Here is a 17,283-nt window from a genome sequence, read left to right on the forward strand (position 1 = left end):
CACTGGTCGACATTGAACACGGTGAAGCGCTTCAGAAACGCCAGCTGCCGCGCCTCCCGGTCCTCATCCCGCGCCCGCTCGGCCTCGTCCTTCGGTGTAAAGCGATCGGCATAACAGATCGTCGTGCCCCGCTCGCCGCGCCGTACGCTCCCGCCCGCCGCCTGCGCCTGCCGAAAGGTCAGCCAGCGCTGCGCGGCATAGCGCCCCTCGATCACCGCAGCCCAGAGGATCAGCACATTGATCCCCGAATAGCGCCGCCCAGTCACGGCATTGGCCGGCATCGCACAGCCACACGCCGCCGCATCCCAAAGCTGAACCCAGGGCAGCCGTCCCTGCTCCAGCTCGGCAATCACCCGTCCCGTCACCTCGGCATAGAGGCTCACCCGGTTCTCGTGTCCAACACCCATGATCCTTGCTCCTTCCAAAACACCGCAACCGGCGCCGGAAGGGCGGGGGGAGCGGCAGGAGCGAACCGGCAGTCCTGCCGTCAGAGGCAGGCTGCACCCGCAGGGCCGCAACGAAGAGGAGGAGCCGGGCCCCGCCCGGCTTGCGGCATGCCGCGGCAGGACTAGAGGCGAGCGACGCTCCCCCTGCCCGTCCGCGTGCCGGCGCACCAACGCCGCCGCGCATCCGCGCGGCGACCATCCTGTCAGCGCAACCGCGCTGCCGGGCGCCACCCGGCGCCCGGACCAAGAACCGCACCCTTGCAACCGGGCGGGCCGCGCGGGCGGCGTGCGCGCGCCAGCACGTGCGCCAGCCGCCGCCCGTGCCTCCCGCCCGGGCAAGTGTGCCACGCGGGCACCAACACCTCGCGCGCCCTGGTGTCGCCGCAGGCGTGCGCCAGCGCGCGCACCGCACCCGCGTTCCGCTGCCGGCACCTGCCGGCCGCCGATACGCAGGGTCGGCCAGCGTCCGCGATCAAAACCCGAAGGGCCGAGACGACCACGCCGACTCGGCGCCGCGTCAGCGGCGTGCGAGCACAATCACGCCACTGGCTTGAGACGCCCTGACACAGACCCCCGGGAAGGTAGCGGTCTACGCGCGCACTACCCCGTGCCGAACCGTACCGAACAGGTCCCTTCTGGCCCCATACAGGTCATTTTCCTGGCCCGCCAACAGGACGACAATTGCCTCGGAACGCTCCACCAACCGTCACACAATGCAAGGTGATAGCAATGCAGATCCAGCCCGACCCACCCGATCGCATTCTCCGGATCAAGACCGTGCTCGCACGCACCGGCCTGACCCGCTACACCCTCTACCGGAAAATGGATGCCGGCACCTTCCCCAAGAAAACCCGGATCAGCACCCGCTGCATTGGCTGGCGGGAATCTGCCGTCGCCGAATGGCTCGACGACCCCGCGGCGTATAAGACCATCCATGGCAACCTAGATTGACGTCTTTGTGGATTTCCTGCGGTGCTCGGGCGGCGCGACTGAAGTCGCCTTCAGCATCATGCGCGCCTTACCGTTCGGGCTGACGCGCCGAGCTCGCGTTCTACGTCACACGATCGCATACCCACGGCGTTGAGAGCGACGACGCCCAACCCCGATCCAGCCCGCCCCGCGGCTGCCTGCGTCGGCCGCCCCCCCCTGCGCTCACCAGCGCAGCCGGACCGATCCGGTGACCGTGCGCGAAGCCCCGAAATAGCAGGAGTTCGAAAAGGGACAGGCGCTGATATAGCGCTTGTCCAGCAGGTTGGCGGCGTTGACCGCCAGGCTCCACCCCCGCAGGCGCGATGCGGCGAAGCCCAGGTCATAGCCGAGCAGCGCATCGACCAGCGTGAAATCCTCGGTCGTGAACCGCTGGAAGGTGGTGACGCCGTTGCGCACCAGATAGGTAGTGGTGCCGTCCGAGCCGCCGACATAGCGCACCCCGCCGCCGATCGTGAGCCCGCCCAGCGGCCCCGATCGTCCGCCCTTGCCGAAATCATAGGAAAGGAAGCTCGACGCCTGCCATTCTGGCGTGCCGAGCTGACGCGTGCCGGTGGTGGTGGGCGTACCGCTATTGGTGGCGGTGGCCGCGACGGCCGGCGCGCCCTGGGTGATGATCGCATCCGTGTAGCTGGCGGCGAGGATCAGATCGAGTCCGCGCGACAGTTCGCCGCGGCCCTCCACTTCCACGCCGCGCACCCGCACCTCGCCGATCTGGATCTGCGCACTGGCGGGAATGCCGGCGGAGCCCGCACGCGGATCGGTAACCGGCACCTTCTGGCGTCGCAGGTCGTAGACCGACAGCGTCAGCAGCGCGCTGGTGCCACGCGGCTGCCACTTCACGCCGCCTTCGATCATCTTGCCGGTCACCGGATCGAACGGCACGCCGAGATAGGTCGTCCCGGTCTGCGGCTCGAACGATTCCGAATAGCTGACATAAGGGGAGAGACCGTCGATCACCTCGTACAGCGCGCCCAGCCGCATCGTGAACGCCGTCTGCGAAAGACGCGTCAGGTTGTTGGCAGCCAGCTTCTTGTTGATCGTCGCCTGCTCGTACCAGTCCCAACGGCCGCTGGCGATCAGCTGCAGACGGCCGATCGCCATCTGATCCTGCAGATAGACGCCCACCTGGTCGCGCTTGCTGTAGGTATTGACGTAGCCGGGCGAGAGCTGGGTAAGGTCCAGGGTCGGCAGCGTGCCGCCATAGACCGGCCGATACGGGTTGAGATTGGGAATGCTGGTCAGTGGGTTGCTGGTCTGGCCAGTGTTGAACTGCTGGAAATTCTCGCCGGAAATGAACTGATAGTCGATGCCGGCCAGCACATTGTGTCGCAGCGGACCGGTCGCGAACTTCGCGTTCAGCTGGTTGTCCATCGTCAGCGTGTCGAAATCCTCGTCGGCGCCGCCGCCGCCACGGATCAGGGTGGTGAAATCGGTGTTGCGGCTGGCGCCCGTCCCGGTGGTGGCGAAGCCCGCCACATAGAGCTGGCGATAGCTGAGCGTGTTGTTCTGATAGCGCAGGTTCGAACGGAACGTCAGATGTTCGTCGAAATCGTGCCGGAACAGCGCGGTGATGGCCTTCTGCTTATGATTGTAGCGCTCATAGCCCGGATCGCCGGTGTTGACGTGGAGCGGCAATGCGCCCGCCGGGCTCGGCAGCGCCGCGCCCTGCGGCGGCACCCCCGAATAGCCGCCGCCGCTGGGGGCATGCTGATAGGCGGCGACTAGCGTCAGGCTCGTCGCGTCATCGGGCGCGAAGGTCAGCGACGGGCTGATATGGTACCGCTCGCTCTCGGTATTGCGGGTGAAGCCGTCGGCTTTCTGCCAGCCGCCGACCACGCGGAACAGCAGCTTGCCGTCTTTGGTGAGCGGCTGGTTCACATCGGCCACGGCGCGCAGCGAGGCATAGTTGCCGGCCTGCAGATCGACGCGCCCGAACGCGGTCGCCTCCGGCGTCTTGCTCGTCAGGTTGACCAGCCCGCCCGGCGTGGCATTGCCGTACAGCACCGATGCCGGGCCCTTGACGATGTCGATCCGGTCGATGCGGTTGAAGTCGGTCTGCGGCATCGAATAAGGGCCGGCAAGCAGGCGCATGCCGTCCAGGAAGACACCCGGTGTGAAGCCGCGCAGCAGCAGCTGGTCGTACCGGCTGACGGTGCCGCCGCGCTGGTTGGCGGCGACGCCCGCGACATAGCCGAGCGCCTGGTTGATCGACAGCGCGTTGCGCAGGGTCAGTTCCTCTTCGGTGATCACCGTGATCGTCTGCGGCGTCTCGATCAGCGGCGTATCGGTCTTGGTGCCGGAGGCCGTGCCCTTCGCCGCCACCCCGGTGACCACGATCGCCTCGCCCGCACGCTGCTGCGGATCCTCCTTGGTTTCATCCTCTGCCGTGCGCGCCAGCGCACCGGCCGGGGCGGCGAGCGCGGCAGCCGTGAGCGCGAGCAGAGAGAGACGGCCGCGCAGGCGGCGAGCTGAAATGTGCATGATGTTCCCCGATTTATTATTGATACCGATTCGCATTTGCGGTTAATCCCGTTCCGCCGCGATGGCAAGGGAAGCGGGGAGCAAGCATGGATGCGCGACGATAACGGCAGTACACGCCCTGCACGGGCCGGCATGGCGGTCGCCGCTCGGGGCGTGGCGGCAACGATCGGCGGCTATGCGATGGCGGCGGCAGGCTGCGCCCTCGCCGCGCGGATCCTTCCCCTGCCCCGCGTCGAAGCTACCTTGTGGGCGATGCTGGCGGCATTCCCGGTCTATGCGGCGCTGGCGCTATGGGCGTTTCACGCCCGCAGCCTGGTACGCGTAACGGCGGTGGTCTGGGGCGGTGCCGTGGCGTGCAGCGGTGCGCTCTTCCTGCTGGGCGTGCGGTCGTGAGGCAGCCCTCGCTGCGCCAGTCCATGGCCCGGATCCATGGCTGGATGGGCCTGCTCGCCGGCTGGATCCTGTTCGCCATGTTCCTCACCGGCACTGCCAGCTATTTCCGGCCGGAAATCACGCGCTGGATGCAGCCGGAGGTGCGCGCCACGCCGGCGACACCGTCGGTCGCGGCAGGCAGCGCGTTCGCCTATCTCCAGCGCACCGCCCCGCATGCCGCGCAATGGACCTTGTACCTGCCGGACCAGCGGACGATCGCCACCCGCGTTTTCGTCCGGGACGGCGATGTCGCCAAAGGCACGGCCCGCGCCAAGCGTCCCCCGCGCGGCGAAGTGCGGCTGGATCCGGTAGACGGTGCGCCGCTCCATGCGCGCGCCACCCGCGGCGGCGAACATTTCTACCGCTTCCATTTCCAGTTGCAGCTGCCGCATCCCTGGGGGCGCTGGCTCGCGGGCGCCTGCGCGATGTGCATGCTCAGCGCGATCCTGTCCGGCGTGATCACCCACAAGCGCATCTTCGTCGATTTCTTCACGCTGCGCTGGGGCAAGGGGCAGCGCAGCTGGCTGGATGCGCACAACGTGTCGGCGGTCGTCGCGCTGCCGTTTCACGCCATGGTCACCTATACCGGGCTCGTCACGCTGATGGTGATGTACATGCCCTGGCCGATCGTCGCCAACTACGCAAAGCCGGCCCTGTTCGCGAGCGAGGCGGTCGGCGCGCCGCCCGAGGCGCCCCGCAGCGGCACCCTCGCGCCCCTAACCCCGATCGCACCGCTGGTGGCAAGCGCGACCCGGGCCTGGGGCGGCGCGCCACCGGCGCAGATCATCGTGACCAATCCGAACGACGCGAACGCCCGCATCACCCTGTTCCGCACCGCCACCGATCGGCTGCGTGCGCGCGGCGGTGCGATCACCTTCTCCGGCGTCGACGGCCGATGGATCGCGTCCTCCCCGCCCCCCGGCCCGGCAGCGCGAACGGCAGCGGTGCTGCTGGGGCTACATCTCGGCTGGTTCGCCGATACCGGGCTGCGCTGGATCTATTTCCTGCTGGGCGCGAGCGGCGCGGCAATGGTCGGCACGGGGCTGGTTTTATGGAGCAAAAAGCGCGTTCAGGCGCACAGCGGCGCTTGGGGGCAGCGTCTAGTCGAGCGGCTCAACGTGGCGGTGATCGCGTGCCTGCCGGCGGGCATGGCCGCCTATCTCCTCGCCAACCGCCTGATTCCTGCCGAGCTGCCGGGTCGCGCAGAGCTCGAAGTGTCCGCGATGTTCTACACCTGGTTTGGGCTCGCGCTGCTCGCGTGCCTGCGGCCGATCCGGCGCTCATGGCGCGAAACCTTCGCCATCGCCGGCGCAGCCTGCGTTGGGCTGCCGGTGGTGAACGCCCTGACGACGGACCGCGGCCTGCCCGCATCGCTGGCGGCCGGAGACCGCTTGTTCGCGTCGTTCGACTTCGCATATCTCGCGCTTGCCGCGCTTCTTTTCTTTGCCGCGCACAAGGCGGGAACGCCGGAGCCTGCTGCGCCCGCAACGCGCACGCGACGCACCCGCGCGCGGGAGCCACTCGTTCATGCCGCTTGACCTCGTCGCGATAGCGTATGGCGGCCTTGCTGCGCTTGCCTTCTCCACCCGGAAACACGCCCTGGATGAACCATGGTGCGCCCGTTCGTGGCGCGTGCGGTGGCGCAGGGCGGCTATCCTGCTGCTGGTGCTTGTCTGGACGCGCGCTTCCACGCGCTACGGTTTCGCGATGGGGACGGTCGCGATGCTGGGTATCACGAGCGTCATGGGCGTTCTGCTCGTGCTGGCCTTATCAAAAGGTTCGCGGGCGGCACTCACTTTGGGTGCAGCCTGCATCGCGGCCGGGATCGCTTTTTCGATCGCGCCCATTTCCTGAGCCGAACGGGCCCGCCGCCTTGGATTGCGGGGCCGCGGCGAGCCGCGACCCCTTCCCCTGCTGCATGGCGGCGGGGGCCCCTGGCGCTGCGCTTCCAGTCCCCGCTTCACTGCCTCGACGATGGATCGATCCTAGCGCCCAGGTGGTGCCGGCCGCGTGAGGATGAAAGCGGCGCACCCCGCCAGCACAAGACCGACGACAAGGTCGAGCAGGAGCGTCGGCCGCGCGCCCCACCAGAACAGCGCATAGCCCAGCACCATGCCTGCGCAGGCCATGCCCTTGGCCCGCGGACCGATCGCGCCGTCCTCGCGCCACGCGCGCAGCGTCGGCCCGAAGCGCGGATGGTCGAGCAGCCACGCCTCCAGTCTCGGCGACGAGCGCGCGAAGCAGCCGGCCGCCAGGATCAGGAAGATGGTGGTGGGCATCAGCGGAAGCAGCGCGCCGATGAAGCCGAGCGCCACGAACACGATGCCGAGCGCTGCCCAGGCCCCCCGCGAAAGATGGGCGACAGCGCGGCGATGACGCGGCTCAGCCAAGGGTAGCGCCGACAAGGTCGTGGACGCGGGGGAAGGCGGCGCGGGCGCCCGCGATCACCCGCGCGTCTTCGTCTTCCGACAGGTCGAGCATGTCGAGGGCGGCGGTGAATTCCCGCCAGTGCCCCGCGCGGCCGTCCGGATGGCCGGCGAGGTGGCGGGCGCCGTGGCTGGCGTCCAGCCCCAGTGCCGCAGCCGCCTTGTAGAGGAAGGCCGCGCCGAGGTTTGACCCTTCGGCGACGTAAAGCCAGCCGAACGCGGTCGGCAGGTCGATCGGTCCGGCGCCAAAGGCCGGGGCATCGCCGTCCTCGGGGATCGGCAGCGCCAGGTCACCAAGGTCGCGGGCGATGGCATCGAGCCGGCGGCGGCCCGCGAGATCCGGCAGCACGGCCTCCAGCACCGGATGCCGGTAGAGCGCATCGATGTCGCGGTGGAAGCGATACTGCACCCCCAGGAAGCGTCCGTAGCGATCGCGATCCCGAAACGGCTCGGCCGCCATGATCCGCTGGTCCAGCGTTTCATGGACCGCATTTGTCGTCGCCTTCAGCCGCTTGGCGCGGCTCTGCTCGATAGTTGCGGGTTCGTCGGTGGTCATGCGAGGCTCCTTCTTTTCGGGGATGTCAGCGCCGGAGCGAGAACAGGATGGGGATCGTGACGATCACCGGATCGCCGGGGATGTCGGCGCCGGGCGGCGGCACCGGCGATCCGCGCCGCATCATCGCCACGGCCTCGCCATCGAGCATCGGATAGCCGCTGCCGCGCGCGAGTCGGGCGCCGAGCACCTGGCCCTGCCGATCGACCGTGATCGTCACCTTCGCGATCCCTTCCTCGCGGGCGCTCTGTGAGGGCCGCGGATAGCGCAGGAATCGCTTGAGATGGCCGAGCAATTCGCTTTGCCAATTGGCTAGCGCGACCTGCGCGGTCGACGCGCTGTTGGTGCGGGGGCCGACCTGGTGGTTACGGCCAGCCGCACCGCCGAACGCCGCGCGGATGTGGCTTCCTCGGTGGAGGTGGTCACTGCCGACAGGCTGGCCAACACGGTCGGCCTCAGCTTCCTCGATCAGATCAAGAAGACCGCCAGCGTCGACGTGATCCAATATCCCAACGGCCTTGGCGGAATCGGCCTGCGCGGGCTGCGGCCCAACTTCGAGTTCACGATCAATCCGCAGGTGCTGGTGCTGGTCGATGGCCGCCCGTCGGGGTCGACCAGCTTCACCACCATTTCGCCCGAAAGCATCGCCCGCGTGGAAGTGCTGAAAGGCCCAGCCTCGGCGCTGTACGGCGCATCGGCGGTCGGCGGCGTCGTGAACATCATCACCCAGCGTTCGTCCGGGCCGCTGCACGGACAGTTCACCGTGGGCGGCGGCTCCTTTTCTACCATCCGATCCGGCGTGACCCTCGGCGGCGACCTGGCCCACGGCGTCGATTTCGACCTCGACCTCGGCTATGTGAACCAGGGCAGCAACTTCCGCATCGGCGGCGGCGCCGAACAGGCCAACAGCACGGCCCGCCGCGGCTCCGGGCGCTTCCGCGTCGGCAGCACCCTGTCTTCGATCGTCCGGATCGATGCGAGCGTCGATTTCGCCAGCCTCGACAATGACTCGCCCGGCCCGCAGTCGTACAATCCCAAGACGCCGTCGGCGAACCAGACCGATCGCGTGACCGGCGATCTTCGGCTGGAGCTGACCCCCGCAGACCACGACATCCTGCTCACCGGCTATGCCTCGCGGGAGAGCTACGACTATTACACCGTTCCGCTTGCAGCCGCCCGCTATGTGTCGAGTACCACTCTTACCACCTATCGTGGTGGCCAAGTGCAGGATAGCTGGCAGGTCGTCCCGGCGGTCCGCCTCACCTATGGCGGTGAATGGCAGCGCATCGAAGCCACCCGCACGTCCTTCGCGGCGAACGGAACCGGCAAGGCGCCCTCTTCGCCGAACGAGAGCCGGGATACCAAGGCTGCCTTTGCCGAAGCCGGGCTGACGCTGCTGGACGGCCGGATGCTACTGACGGGAGGCGGGCGATATGACCGGATCACGGCAAAGACCTACACGACGCCGTTCAAGACCAACTTCACGCCGGGCACCGCGACATTCGACGTGTTCAACCCGCGCGGCGGCGCGGTCTTCGTCCTCACGCCGGCACTGCGGCTGCACGGTACGATCGGCACGGCGTTCGCTCCGCCCCAGGCCATTCAGCTGGCCGGCGAGAGCGAGGAGTTTGCCGGCAAGCAGCGGCGCGTGACTCGCGGCGCGAGCGGCCTTCAGCCCGAACGCAACACCACCTGGGACGCCGGCATCCGCTATGCGCGCGGGCCGGTCTTCGCCGACATCACCTATTTCCATGCTCGCACACGCAACCGGATCACGACGAAGGTCGTGTCGGAGACGGCGACGTTGCGCGAAACCAGCTACTTCAACGCCGATCGATCGCGGATGGAAGGGATCGAAGGCCAGATCGGCCTGGATGCAGGCACCGTGCTGGGCCTCGCGCCGCACCGCGTGATGCTGGACAGCAGCATGACGCACATGCTGCACGCCGAGGACATCAACGCCGGAGTAAGCACCGCGATCGCGAACGTCGCCGAGTGGAAGGCAACCGGCTCGCTCACTCTGTCCGACGGACGCGCGCTGTCCGCTACCGCAACGGTGCGCTTCAATGGTGACCGGGTGGATAGCGACAACAGCCAGGGGCGGATCTTCACCAACGGGCTGGGCGGCCGGTTCACCCTGCCCCATTTCACCACGGCGGACTTCAGCACGCGCTGGCAGGCGACGCCGAAGAACGGCTTCCCTCTGGAAGTGGCCAATGTCTTCGACGTCAAATATTACGAGAAAGCGGACTATTGGATGCTGGGGCGCACGGTGTATTTCCGCTACGTCCGGACGCTTTGACGATGTGGGCGAAGGAAGCGCTGGGCGCGATCGCCGAGCTGCTGTTTCAGCCGGTGGTGTTCGGCCTGATCGGCATCGCCGGATGGACCGCAATCGCAACCGGCCTGTTCCTGCGCAGCCTGGTCGATCGCCTGCGCGGACGCCGCCCGGCGCGCGACCGCTATCGGGCGGCGATCGACCAGGCGCTGACCGGCGACCCGGATGCGGATGAACTGACGATCGAAGAAATCGTCGCACGGGCCGAGGGGGACTCGGCCCGTGCCCTGAACGGCATCCGCTTCGTCATCCGCATCGGCCCGTCGCTGGGCCTGATGGGCACGTTGATCCCGATGGCGACGGCCTTGTCCGGCCTTGCCCGCGGCGACCTCCAGCTGCTCGCCGCCAACATGGTCATCGCCTTTTCCAGCACCGTCGTCGGCTTGGCGGTGGGCGTCGTCGCCTATCTTCTGGCGATGGTGCGGGAAGGCTGGGCACGCGCCGATCTCGACGCCGCCCGCTTCCACGCCGAACGCGTCCTCCGCGCGGAGGAAGCATGAAGCCGTCCCGTCGTCCCTTGCGCTTCGCACGCCGGCAGGAGGCGGCAAGCTGGCAGGAGGATCCCCTCTCGGGTGTCGCCAACCTGTTCGACATCAGCCTTGCCTTCATCGTCGCGATGGTGGTGGCGCTGTTTTCGCTCGCCGGCGGTACGTCGTTCCTCGATCCAGCGGCGAACTGGACGATGACCCGCACCGACGCGCAAGGGCACATGGAAATCGTGCAGAAGCAGGGCAAGCAGATCCAGGTGCAAAAGGTCAGCGATCGTCGACTGAGCGGCAATGGCGACCGGCTCGGTGTCGCCTATCGGTTGCCCGGCGGCAAGATCGTCTACGTACCGGAAGGGGATGGCGGCCGCGGGGCCAGGAAGTGAGCCCGTGGTCCTGGCCGGTACGGCTGCTGCTGGTTCTCACCCTGGCCATCGCCGCCTTCAACGGCACGGCATGGGCACAGGCGCCCAAGCCGCGCATCGCCTTCGTTTCCATCCACATCGCGGAAATGCCCACCATCGCCAAGGCTGCCGCCGCGCGGATGCGGGATGAGGTGCAGGTGGATTTCTTCGGCCTGGGCGGCGGGCTACTGCCGTCAATCCAGGGGGTCGATCTCGGCAGCTATGACCTGATCCTGCTCGACGCCGCCGGGCCGCGCCTGCTCAACTTCACCGCCCAGATCGAGGCCGCCAAGGCGCGGACGAAAGTGCTGGTGGTCGGCCCCGGCACCCCGATCGCCGGCAATATCGATCCCAAGGCCCATCCCGACATTGCCCGCTATTGGAGCAATGCGACGGAGGGCAATTATGCCGGGCTTCTGGCCTATGCAGCGAACCGCGTGCTCGCACGTCCGGTCGCGGTGCCGCCCCCGGTGGAATTTCCGCCCCTGGCGCTTTGGCACCCAGATGCGAAGGCGCCCTTCGCCACCCCCTCCGCCTATCTGGCATGGGAAACGGCGCGCTTGCCGGACGCGGCGATCCGCCCCCGGATCGGCATCCTGTTCTACCGCAGCCTGGTGCTGGCCGAAAACGCATCGCTGGTCGCGGCGCTCGTCCATGAAGTGGAGCGACAGGGCGGGATGCCGGTGCCGGTGTGGCGCGAGGGCGGCGACGACCGGGCGTCTTCGCTGCTCGGTGATGTCTCCCTCGACGCGCTGATCCTGTGCGCGACCCGGTTCGACTATGCCTCCGCCGAAGCGAGCGTTGCCGAGGCGCAGCGCCTGGGCGTGCCGCCGCTGATGTGCGCGACCGATTATCGCCGAGATGCCGATGCCTGGGCCAAAAGCCTGGGGGGCTTCGCGCCCGAATCCACCGGCGAACTCGCGATGAGCGAGCGCGACGGCTTCGTCGAGCCGATGGTGGTGGCAGCACGCGCTACGGCGGCCGACGGCACCGCAAGCTATCGCCCGATCCCCGGCCAGATCCGCTGGCGGGTCGCCCGCGCGCTCCGCTGGGCGCGCCTCCACCGCCTGCCCAATGCGGACAAGCGGATCGTCGTCAGCTATCATAATGAAGCGCCGGGCGCGGCGGATGTCGGCAGCGATCCCGATTCCTATCTGGACGCGCAGGGCAGCATGGTCGCGTTGCTCGAACGGCTGCGGGCGGAAGGCTATGACACCGGCACCGCCCCGCTGCCCGACCGCGCGACGCTCGCCCGCCGCCTTTCCCAGACGGCAACCAATGTCGCGCCGGGCGATCCCGCCACCTTGCGTCAGCGCGTCGCGGACGGGGCCATCACCGTGCCGCTGCCCGCCTATCTCTCCTGGTATGCGTCCCTGCCTGCGCCGCTCCGCGCCGATGTCGAGCGCGTCTGGGGGCCGCCGCCGGGTGCGGTCATGGCGGTCGACGGAAAGCTGGTGATCCCGGCGCTGCGCTTCGGCAAGATCGTGCTGGCGGCGCATCCGCTGTGGGGACCGCAGACCGGCGCCAAGGCGCTGGTGCAGATCGGCGCTCTGCCCCCGCACCACCAGTATCTCGCTTTCTATTTCTGGATGCAGGCGATCGAGCGCGCCGACGCCTTCATGCCGATGTTCACGCAATTGTCGCTGATGCCGGGCAAGCAGGAAGGGCCGGCGGCGGACGACGCGGTCGGGCTGCTGATCGGCGACGTGCCGCATATCCAGCCCCAGCCGCTCCAGGCCAATGGTGGCATCGGCAACAAGCGGCGCACCGAGGCAGTGACAATCGGCTTCATGCCCGAATTCGTCCGCGCCGCACTTTCCCCCGATCTTGCAGCGCTGCGCACGCTGCTGCATGCCCCGGCTCCGGACGAAGCCGCGATCCGAACGGCGGCGACGCGGGCAGGCCTCGCCGGCTCGCTAGGCCTCGATCCCATGCACGCGCCGTTCGCCGCGCTGCGGTCGGCGCTTGCCTCCTATCTGCCGGAGACCGAGGCTGCCCCCATTCCGCTGGGCGGGCACATCCTGGGTCAGGCTCCGCCTAGCGACGTGCAGGCAAAGATCGTGCGGGCGATGATCGCGATCGATGGCCCGCTACTCGATACAGACGTGATCGAACGCACCCTGCGCGGCGAGCAGGCGCCGCTGGAAGCGGCGATCCGCGCACGGGTGGTCGATTTCGGCGTCCGCATCGCCGCCGCACCGCGCGAGATCGACGCGATCACGGGCGCGCTGGCCGGCCGCTACGTCCCGCCCGGCCCGATGCGCGACGCGATCCGCAATCCCGATGCCCTGCCCGCCGGCCGCAACCCCTATACGCTCGACATTCGCGGCGTGCCGACGCCCCAGGCCTGGACGAATGGCCAGAGCCTGGCCGACGCCATGCTGGCCGACTATCGCGCAAAGCACGGGCAGCCGCCGCGCAAGGTGGCGTTCGTCCTGTGGTCGAACGAGACCGCCCAGAATGGTGGAACCAACGAAGCGCAGATCCTGCATCTGTTGGGGACGGCACCGATCCGCGACGCACGCGGGGCTGTGGTGGACGTGGCGCTGATCGACCGGGCGACACTTGGCCGCCCTCGCGTAGACGTTCTCGTCACCACATCGGGCACCTATCGCGACCATTTCGGCGAGAAGCTGGCGCTGATCGCCAAAGCCGTGGCGCTGGCGTCCCAGGCTGACGAGCCCGACAATCCCGTCCGCGCCGAAACCATGGCGCGGGCCGCTGCACTGAAGGCTCAGGGCTTGGGCGCGGCGGAAGCCGAAAAGCGAGCACTGCGCCGGATCTTCTCGACGGCGCCCGGCGCCTATTCCCCCTCCACCCAATTCGCCAATCGCGAGGGCTGGAGCAAGGCGCGGCTGAACCAGCTATATCGTGGCCGCCTCGGCCATGCCTATGGCGACGATGGCGACGGCGCGCCCGACGGCGACGCGTTCGTCGCCAACCTCAAACAGGTGGACGCCACCGTGTTCAGCCGCTCGTCGAGCGCCTATGGCCTGCTCGATACGACGATGCCGGCCGCCTATCTTGGCGGCCTGTCGATGGCGGTCCGCGCGGAAAGCGGACGCTCCGTCGATGCCTATATCGCCAATGAGCAGGACCCCGGCCATCCCCGCATTGAGACGCTCGATCGCTTCTATGCGCGTGAACGCGACAGCCGCTACCTCAACCCGGAATGGATCCGGGAGATGCAGGCCAGCGGTTATAACGGCGCGCGCTACATGGCCGATCTGGGGGAATCGCTGTCGCTGTGGGAACAGACGCGGCCGGAACTCGTCACCGACCGGGACTGGGAGGCGGTACGCGATGTCTATCTGCGGGATCGCTTCAAGCTGGGCATGGACCGGTTCTTCGCGCGCAACAATCCGGCGGCGCGAATCGCCCTGATCCGGACGATGCTGGACGCAATCGATCGCGGCGACTGGCACGCGGACGCCGCGACCCGCGAGGAACTGGAACGCCTGGACCGTCCAGCGGTGCTGCAACGGGGATCAAAGGGTTCCCAAACCTCAAACGCGCGGAGCCTGCGGAACGGCTCGCCAGGCAAGGGACCGGGCCGAGGCATGACTGCCATGGGGCGCCTTGCCGCCGGAAACCGGATCTCCGGTTATGAGCTGACGACCGCAAATTCGATGCGCACACTATCCGCCACCGATTCACACCGAACCTCCGCTTGGCATCTCGTCGGCATCCTGCTGCTGGCCATCGCAGGATGCGCACTGCGCCCAAGATGGTAGACCTTCAGCCCTCGGAGTAGCCTGCGATAGGGGCCGACCTGGGCAGCCGGGGCAAGTAGGTCAGGCGTCCAGGCCTGTGTCCCGCTCAACCTTTGGGCTCCCTCCCTGCCCATCGGATGGAAAAACATGGTTTGAAAGATGATGGTACTTTTGATGGTATCAAGCACCCCCATAAGAATATTATACTTTTTCTACAGATATATAGATACATTCGTCGACCTCCGTAGGGGTCACCAGCGCTTCAATGGCTTAGCCATTGTTGCCCTCCTGGTGTAAAATAACCACCTAGACGTCTGTTAGCCGGTGCGAGCGGCTTTTCTTGGGCGTTCGCTCGTGGTTGCGCCACGGACTTCGACCGTGGATTTGGCGTAGCCGCCGAGTTCCATCAAGGATCGAGTCGCTCCCGGCAGTTCCCGATCACAATGCGGCGGTCCCCAAGGTGCGTTAGAATGGCAGCTACCACCGAAAGCTGGCATAGTCATTCTATCCGGTAGTCCTGCAGCCGGGCCATTCACTATCGGGTCTTCACAAAAAGCCGGCATTCCCTGCAGGACGACAATAGCGCCGCCGTTCGGTGCCGGAATTGTCAGCGGGAATGACGCTCTGCCATGTACCGTCCCGGCGATGTGCCAAGCGCCTTGCGGAACATCGTTACGAAGCTGGGGACGCTTTCATAGCCGAGGTCGCCGGCCACTTGCTGGATCGAGGCGCCCCCAGCAAGCCACTTGACTGCCAGCACGATGCCGAGCTGCTGACGCCAGCGACCGAAGCTCATCCCGGTCTGTCGATTGGTTAGCCGCTCCAGCGACCGTTCGCTCATGGCGGCGCGCTGCGCCCAAATCTTCAGGGTGCCCCGGTCGGCGGGTGACGCCATCATCTCGTTGACGACCTTGCGCAGGCGCGGATCGCTGGGCATCGGCAGATGGAGATCCTCCACCTGAGCCGCCGCGAGCTCGTCGAGCAGTACCGCCACCAGTCGCGCGTTGGCGCCACCCTCTTCATAGAAATATGGCAGATGCGCAGCGCGGGCCAGAAGCTCGCGCAGCAGCGGCGTCACCGAAACCGCGCAGCAAGCCTGCGGCAACTGCCCGTCCATGGCGGGATCGACGAACGCGTTATAGCCTTCGAGAGCACCAGTCGCCCTGATCGCATGCAACGCGCCACCGGGAATCCAGATCGCGCTGCGCGGCGGCACGATCCACAACCCGCCTTCGACCGCACAGCTAAGCGCGCCGCGCTCGACGAGCAGCATCTGCCCCTTTCTGTGTCGATGGGGTTCGAGCTCGAAGCCGTCTGTGTCGGATATTTGTGCACCGAACGCTACGATCGGGCGAGGGACGTCGTCCGGTTCGATCCACTCGAAGTTCTGCAAGGTGCTGAGGATCGGCATTCCCCACGCTTTACGCCAAACAAGTACGGCTGGCGAAATCGGATAACATTTTGTCGGTACTTCGGAATGACGCCAACAGGGCGCGGGGCTATCCGATTGCCATTCCCGTCCGGCCGATCCGGCTCCGGGCATCGCGAGGACCCATCATGAATACCCTCACCAGCCCCCGCGTCGCGGATCTTCCGACGGCGCTGCACCGCGAAGCTGAACGAGCGACCGCGGACATTTCGAGGAGATGCAGGCGAAAATCGCCGCGCCCGGCTCGTCGATTGAGGGCTTGGTGGCGGGATTGCTCGCGGATGAGCGCGCCGACTATCGCGCGGCCTATCGCGACCGTGCTGACAATTTCCTCGCAGTCTCTGCGGACTATGGGAGCTTTCTCTATGCGATCGCGCGCGCAGGGCGACCAGGGTCGTTGAGTTCAGCACATCGATGTGAATTTCGACGATTTATCTAGCAGCCGCGCTGCGCGACAATGGCGGCGGGCATCTTATCGCCAGCGAGATGGAGTGGACCAAAGTTGCGCGGGCGCGCGCCACTCTCAACACGGCGGGGCTAGCTGATCTCGTCGAAATTCGCGCCGGCGATGCTCTCGAGACGCTGAAAGACGTGGGTGGCGAGATCGACCTGTTACTGGTGGACGGCGCCTTCTCGCTATACCTGCCGGTACTCAAGCTGGTCGAGCCGCGGCTGAAGCAGTACGCGGTGATCCTCGGCCAGAACGCCTTCGAGCCTGGTTATCAGGCCTATGTCCGCGACCCTGCCAACGGGTATGTCTCCTTCGCCTTGTCCGATGCGGGCCGCGGCGATGAATTTTCCGTGAAGGTGTCGTGATGCCCGCCGCTGGATCACCGGAGCGTCCTACCAAAAAGCCGGGACGGCTGAGCAAGACGCTGATGCGCCTGTGGATGACGCCCGCAACCATCGTCGCAAACGACAACCTGGCCGGTCGCTTTCATCTGATCACGCTGGAGGGGCCGGCACTCTCCGCTTCCGCATGGCTGCCGGGACAGAAAGTGCAAATCGCCATGGGCTCCGCCTTCGCGACGCGGACCTACACACCGATCGAATGGAACGCGTCCGCCGGACGCATGTGCATATTGGGCTATGCCCATGGCGACGGTCCGGGAAGCACCTGGGTCCACAGCGTTGCGCCTGGTGACCAATGCGACATTTTTGGCCCGCGCGCATCACTGGACCTATCTCGTCTGCACGACCCGCTTTTCATTACCGGCGACGAGACCTCGATGGGTCTTGTTTATGCGGCAACCCACCAGGACCCGACACGCCAGGTATCGGCCTGCCTCGAAGTCGCAGATGTGGAGGCTGCCCGGGGCGTCGCCGGACACCTTGGCCTGCATGATGTCGCGCTTTTGGCGAAGCGCGACAGCGATGCGCATATGGCCGCGATGCAAGCGGCGGTATGCGACGCAGCCGCCGCTTGCGGATCCACCGTTCTGACCGGAAATGCCACGACGATCCAAACGCTCCGCCAGAACCTGCGGTTGCAATCCATATCGGCCGTGCGTGTCGTCACCAAAGCCTATTGGGCACCGGACAAAACTGGCTTGGACTAACTTGGCGCGGCAGCAATGCTGCTTGCC

Annotated in this window: 16 protein-coding genes; 10 read left to right on the forward strand and 6 right to left on the reverse strand. The window is 67.1% G+C overall.

The annotated features are described in order from the left end of the window. Positions 1–407: ArdC-like ssDNA-binding domain-containing protein (locus ACTJKY_RS14590; protein ID WP_440846862.1), on the reverse strand; the 407-nt coding region annotated here is incomplete at its 3' end. Positions 408–1,175: 768 nt separating this feature from the next. Here ACTJKY_RS14590 and ACTJKY_RS14595 point away from each other — a divergent pair. Further along, positions 1,176–1,397 (forward strand): helix-turn-helix transcriptional regulator, encoded by a 222-nt coding sequence (locus ACTJKY_RS14595; RefSeq protein ID WP_440846863.1) that lies wholly within the window; start codon positions 1,176–1,178, stop codon positions 1,395–1,397. Positions 1,398–1,598: 201 nt separating this feature from the next. Here ACTJKY_RS14595 and ACTJKY_RS14600 read toward each other — a convergent pair whose 3' ends face one another. Next, entirely contained in the window at positions 1,599–3,917 is a 2,319-nt protein-coding gene (locus tag ACTJKY_RS14600; RefSeq protein ID WP_440846864.1) for a TonB-dependent siderophore receptor, read from the reverse strand. 90 nt (positions 3,918–4,007) lie between these two features. Between ACTJKY_RS14600 and ACTJKY_RS14605 the strand changes: the two genes are divergently transcribed. From ACTJKY_RS14605 to ACTJKY_RS14615, 3 genes are read left to right on the forward strand one after another with little or no spacing between them, the layout of a single operon-like run. Then, positions 4,008–4,310: an iron transporter gene (locus ACTJKY_RS14605; RefSeq protein WP_440846865.1), complete on the forward strand. Its 303-nt coding sequence runs from the start codon at positions 4,008–4,010 to the stop codon at positions 4,308–4,310. A 23-nt stretch (positions 4,311–4,333) separates the two neighbouring features. Further along, positions 4,334–5,887 (forward strand): PepSY-associated TM helix domain-containing protein, encoded by a 1,554-nt coding sequence (locus tag ACTJKY_RS14610; protein ID WP_440846866.1) that lies wholly within the window; start codon positions 4,334–4,336, stop codon positions 5,885–5,887. Next, complete coding sequence (locus tag ACTJKY_RS14615) at positions 5,877–6,203, forward strand: DUF3325 family protein (RefSeq protein WP_440846867.1); 327 nt, start codon at positions 5,877–5,879, stop codon at positions 6,201–6,203. The genes ACTJKY_RS14610 and ACTJKY_RS14615 overlap by 11 nt, the downstream gene beginning before the upstream one ends. Before the next feature lie 131 nt (positions 6,204–6,334). Here the strand turns inward: ACTJKY_RS14615 and ACTJKY_RS14620 are convergent, their stop codons facing one another. From ACTJKY_RS14620 to ACTJKY_RS14630, 3 genes are read right to left on the reverse strand one after another with little or no spacing between them, the layout of a single operon-like run. Continuing rightward, the gene (locus ACTJKY_RS14620; protein ID WP_440846868.1) at positions 6,335–6,739 is read right to left on the reverse strand and encodes a YbaN family protein; all 405 of its coding nucleotides are present in this window, start codon (positions 6,737–6,739) and stop codon (positions 6,335–6,337) included. After that, positions 6,732–7,331: a biliverdin-producing heme oxygenase gene (locus tag ACTJKY_RS14625; protein WP_440846869.1), complete on the reverse strand. Its 600-nt coding sequence runs from the start codon at positions 7,329–7,331 to the stop codon at positions 6,732–6,734. The genes ACTJKY_RS14620 and ACTJKY_RS14625 overlap by 8 nt, the downstream gene beginning before the upstream one ends. Before the next feature lie 25 nt (positions 7,332–7,356). Continuing rightward, complete coding sequence (locus ACTJKY_RS14630) at positions 7,357–7,800, reverse strand: energy transducer TonB family protein (protein ID WP_440847108.1); 444 nt, start codon at positions 7,798–7,800, stop codon at positions 7,357–7,359. On the opposite strand from ACTJKY_RS14630, the gene ACTJKY_RS14635 reads away from it, so the two are divergent. The 4 genes from ACTJKY_RS14635 to ACTJKY_RS14650 are packed head-to-tail and all read left to right on the forward strand — an operon-like array spanning position 7,690 to position 14,289. Next, positions 7,690–9,630 (forward strand): TonB-dependent receptor, encoded by a 1,941-nt coding sequence (locus ACTJKY_RS14635; protein ID WP_440846870.1) that lies wholly within the window; start codon positions 7,690–7,692, stop codon positions 9,628–9,630. The two genes, ACTJKY_RS14630 and ACTJKY_RS14635, sit on opposite strands and share 111 nt — an antisense overlap. Positions 9,631–9,632: 2 nt before the next feature. Further along, positions 9,633–10,166 (forward strand): MotA/TolQ/ExbB proton channel family protein, encoded by a 534-nt coding sequence (locus ACTJKY_RS14640; RefSeq protein WP_440847109.1) that lies wholly within the window; start codon positions 9,633–9,635, stop codon positions 10,164–10,166. Beyond that, complete coding sequence (locus tag ACTJKY_RS14645) at positions 10,163–10,537, forward strand: DUF2149 domain-containing protein (protein ID WP_440846871.1); 375 nt, start codon at positions 10,163–10,165, stop codon at positions 10,535–10,537. Before ACTJKY_RS14640 ends, ACTJKY_RS14645 begins: the two co-directional genes overlap by 4 nt. Further along, on the forward strand, positions 10,534–14,289 hold the full coding sequence (locus ACTJKY_RS14650) for a cobaltochelatase subunit CobN (RefSeq protein WP_440846872.1): 3,756 nt from the start codon (positions 10,534–10,536) through the stop codon (positions 14,287–14,289). Before ACTJKY_RS14645 ends, ACTJKY_RS14650 begins: the two co-directional genes overlap by 4 nt. Before the next feature lie 586 nt (positions 14,290–14,875). Here the strand turns inward: ACTJKY_RS14650 and ACTJKY_RS14655 are convergent. Further along, positions 14,876–15,679, reverse strand: coding sequence for an AraC family transcriptional regulator (locus ACTJKY_RS14655; protein ID WP_440846873.1), 804 nt, complete (start codon positions 15,677–15,679; stop codon positions 14,876–14,878). A 447-nt stretch (positions 15,680–16,126) separates the two neighbouring features. Here ACTJKY_RS14655 and ACTJKY_RS14660 point away from each other — a divergent pair, with 447 nt between their 5' ends. Both ACTJKY_RS14660 and ACTJKY_RS14665 read left to right on the forward strand, forming a co-directional pair. Next, positions 16,127–16,513: an O-methyltransferase gene (locus ACTJKY_RS14660; protein WP_440847110.1), complete on the forward strand. Its 387-nt coding sequence runs from the start codon at positions 16,127–16,129 to the stop codon at positions 16,511–16,513. 62 nt (positions 16,514–16,575) lie between these two features. Then, the gene (locus ACTJKY_RS14665) at positions 16,576–17,256 is read left to right on the forward strand and encodes a siderophore-interacting protein (protein WP_440846874.1); all 681 of its coding nucleotides are present in this window, start codon (positions 16,576–16,578) and stop codon (positions 17,254–17,256) included. The last annotated feature ends 27 nt before the right edge of the window (positions 17,257–17,283 follow it).

Origin of the sequence: Sphingomonas sp. 22176 (genome assembly GCF_052045505.1) — a bacterium.
GTDB lineage: Bacteria > Pseudomonadota > Alphaproteobacteria > Sphingomonadales > Sphingomonadaceae > Sphingomonas.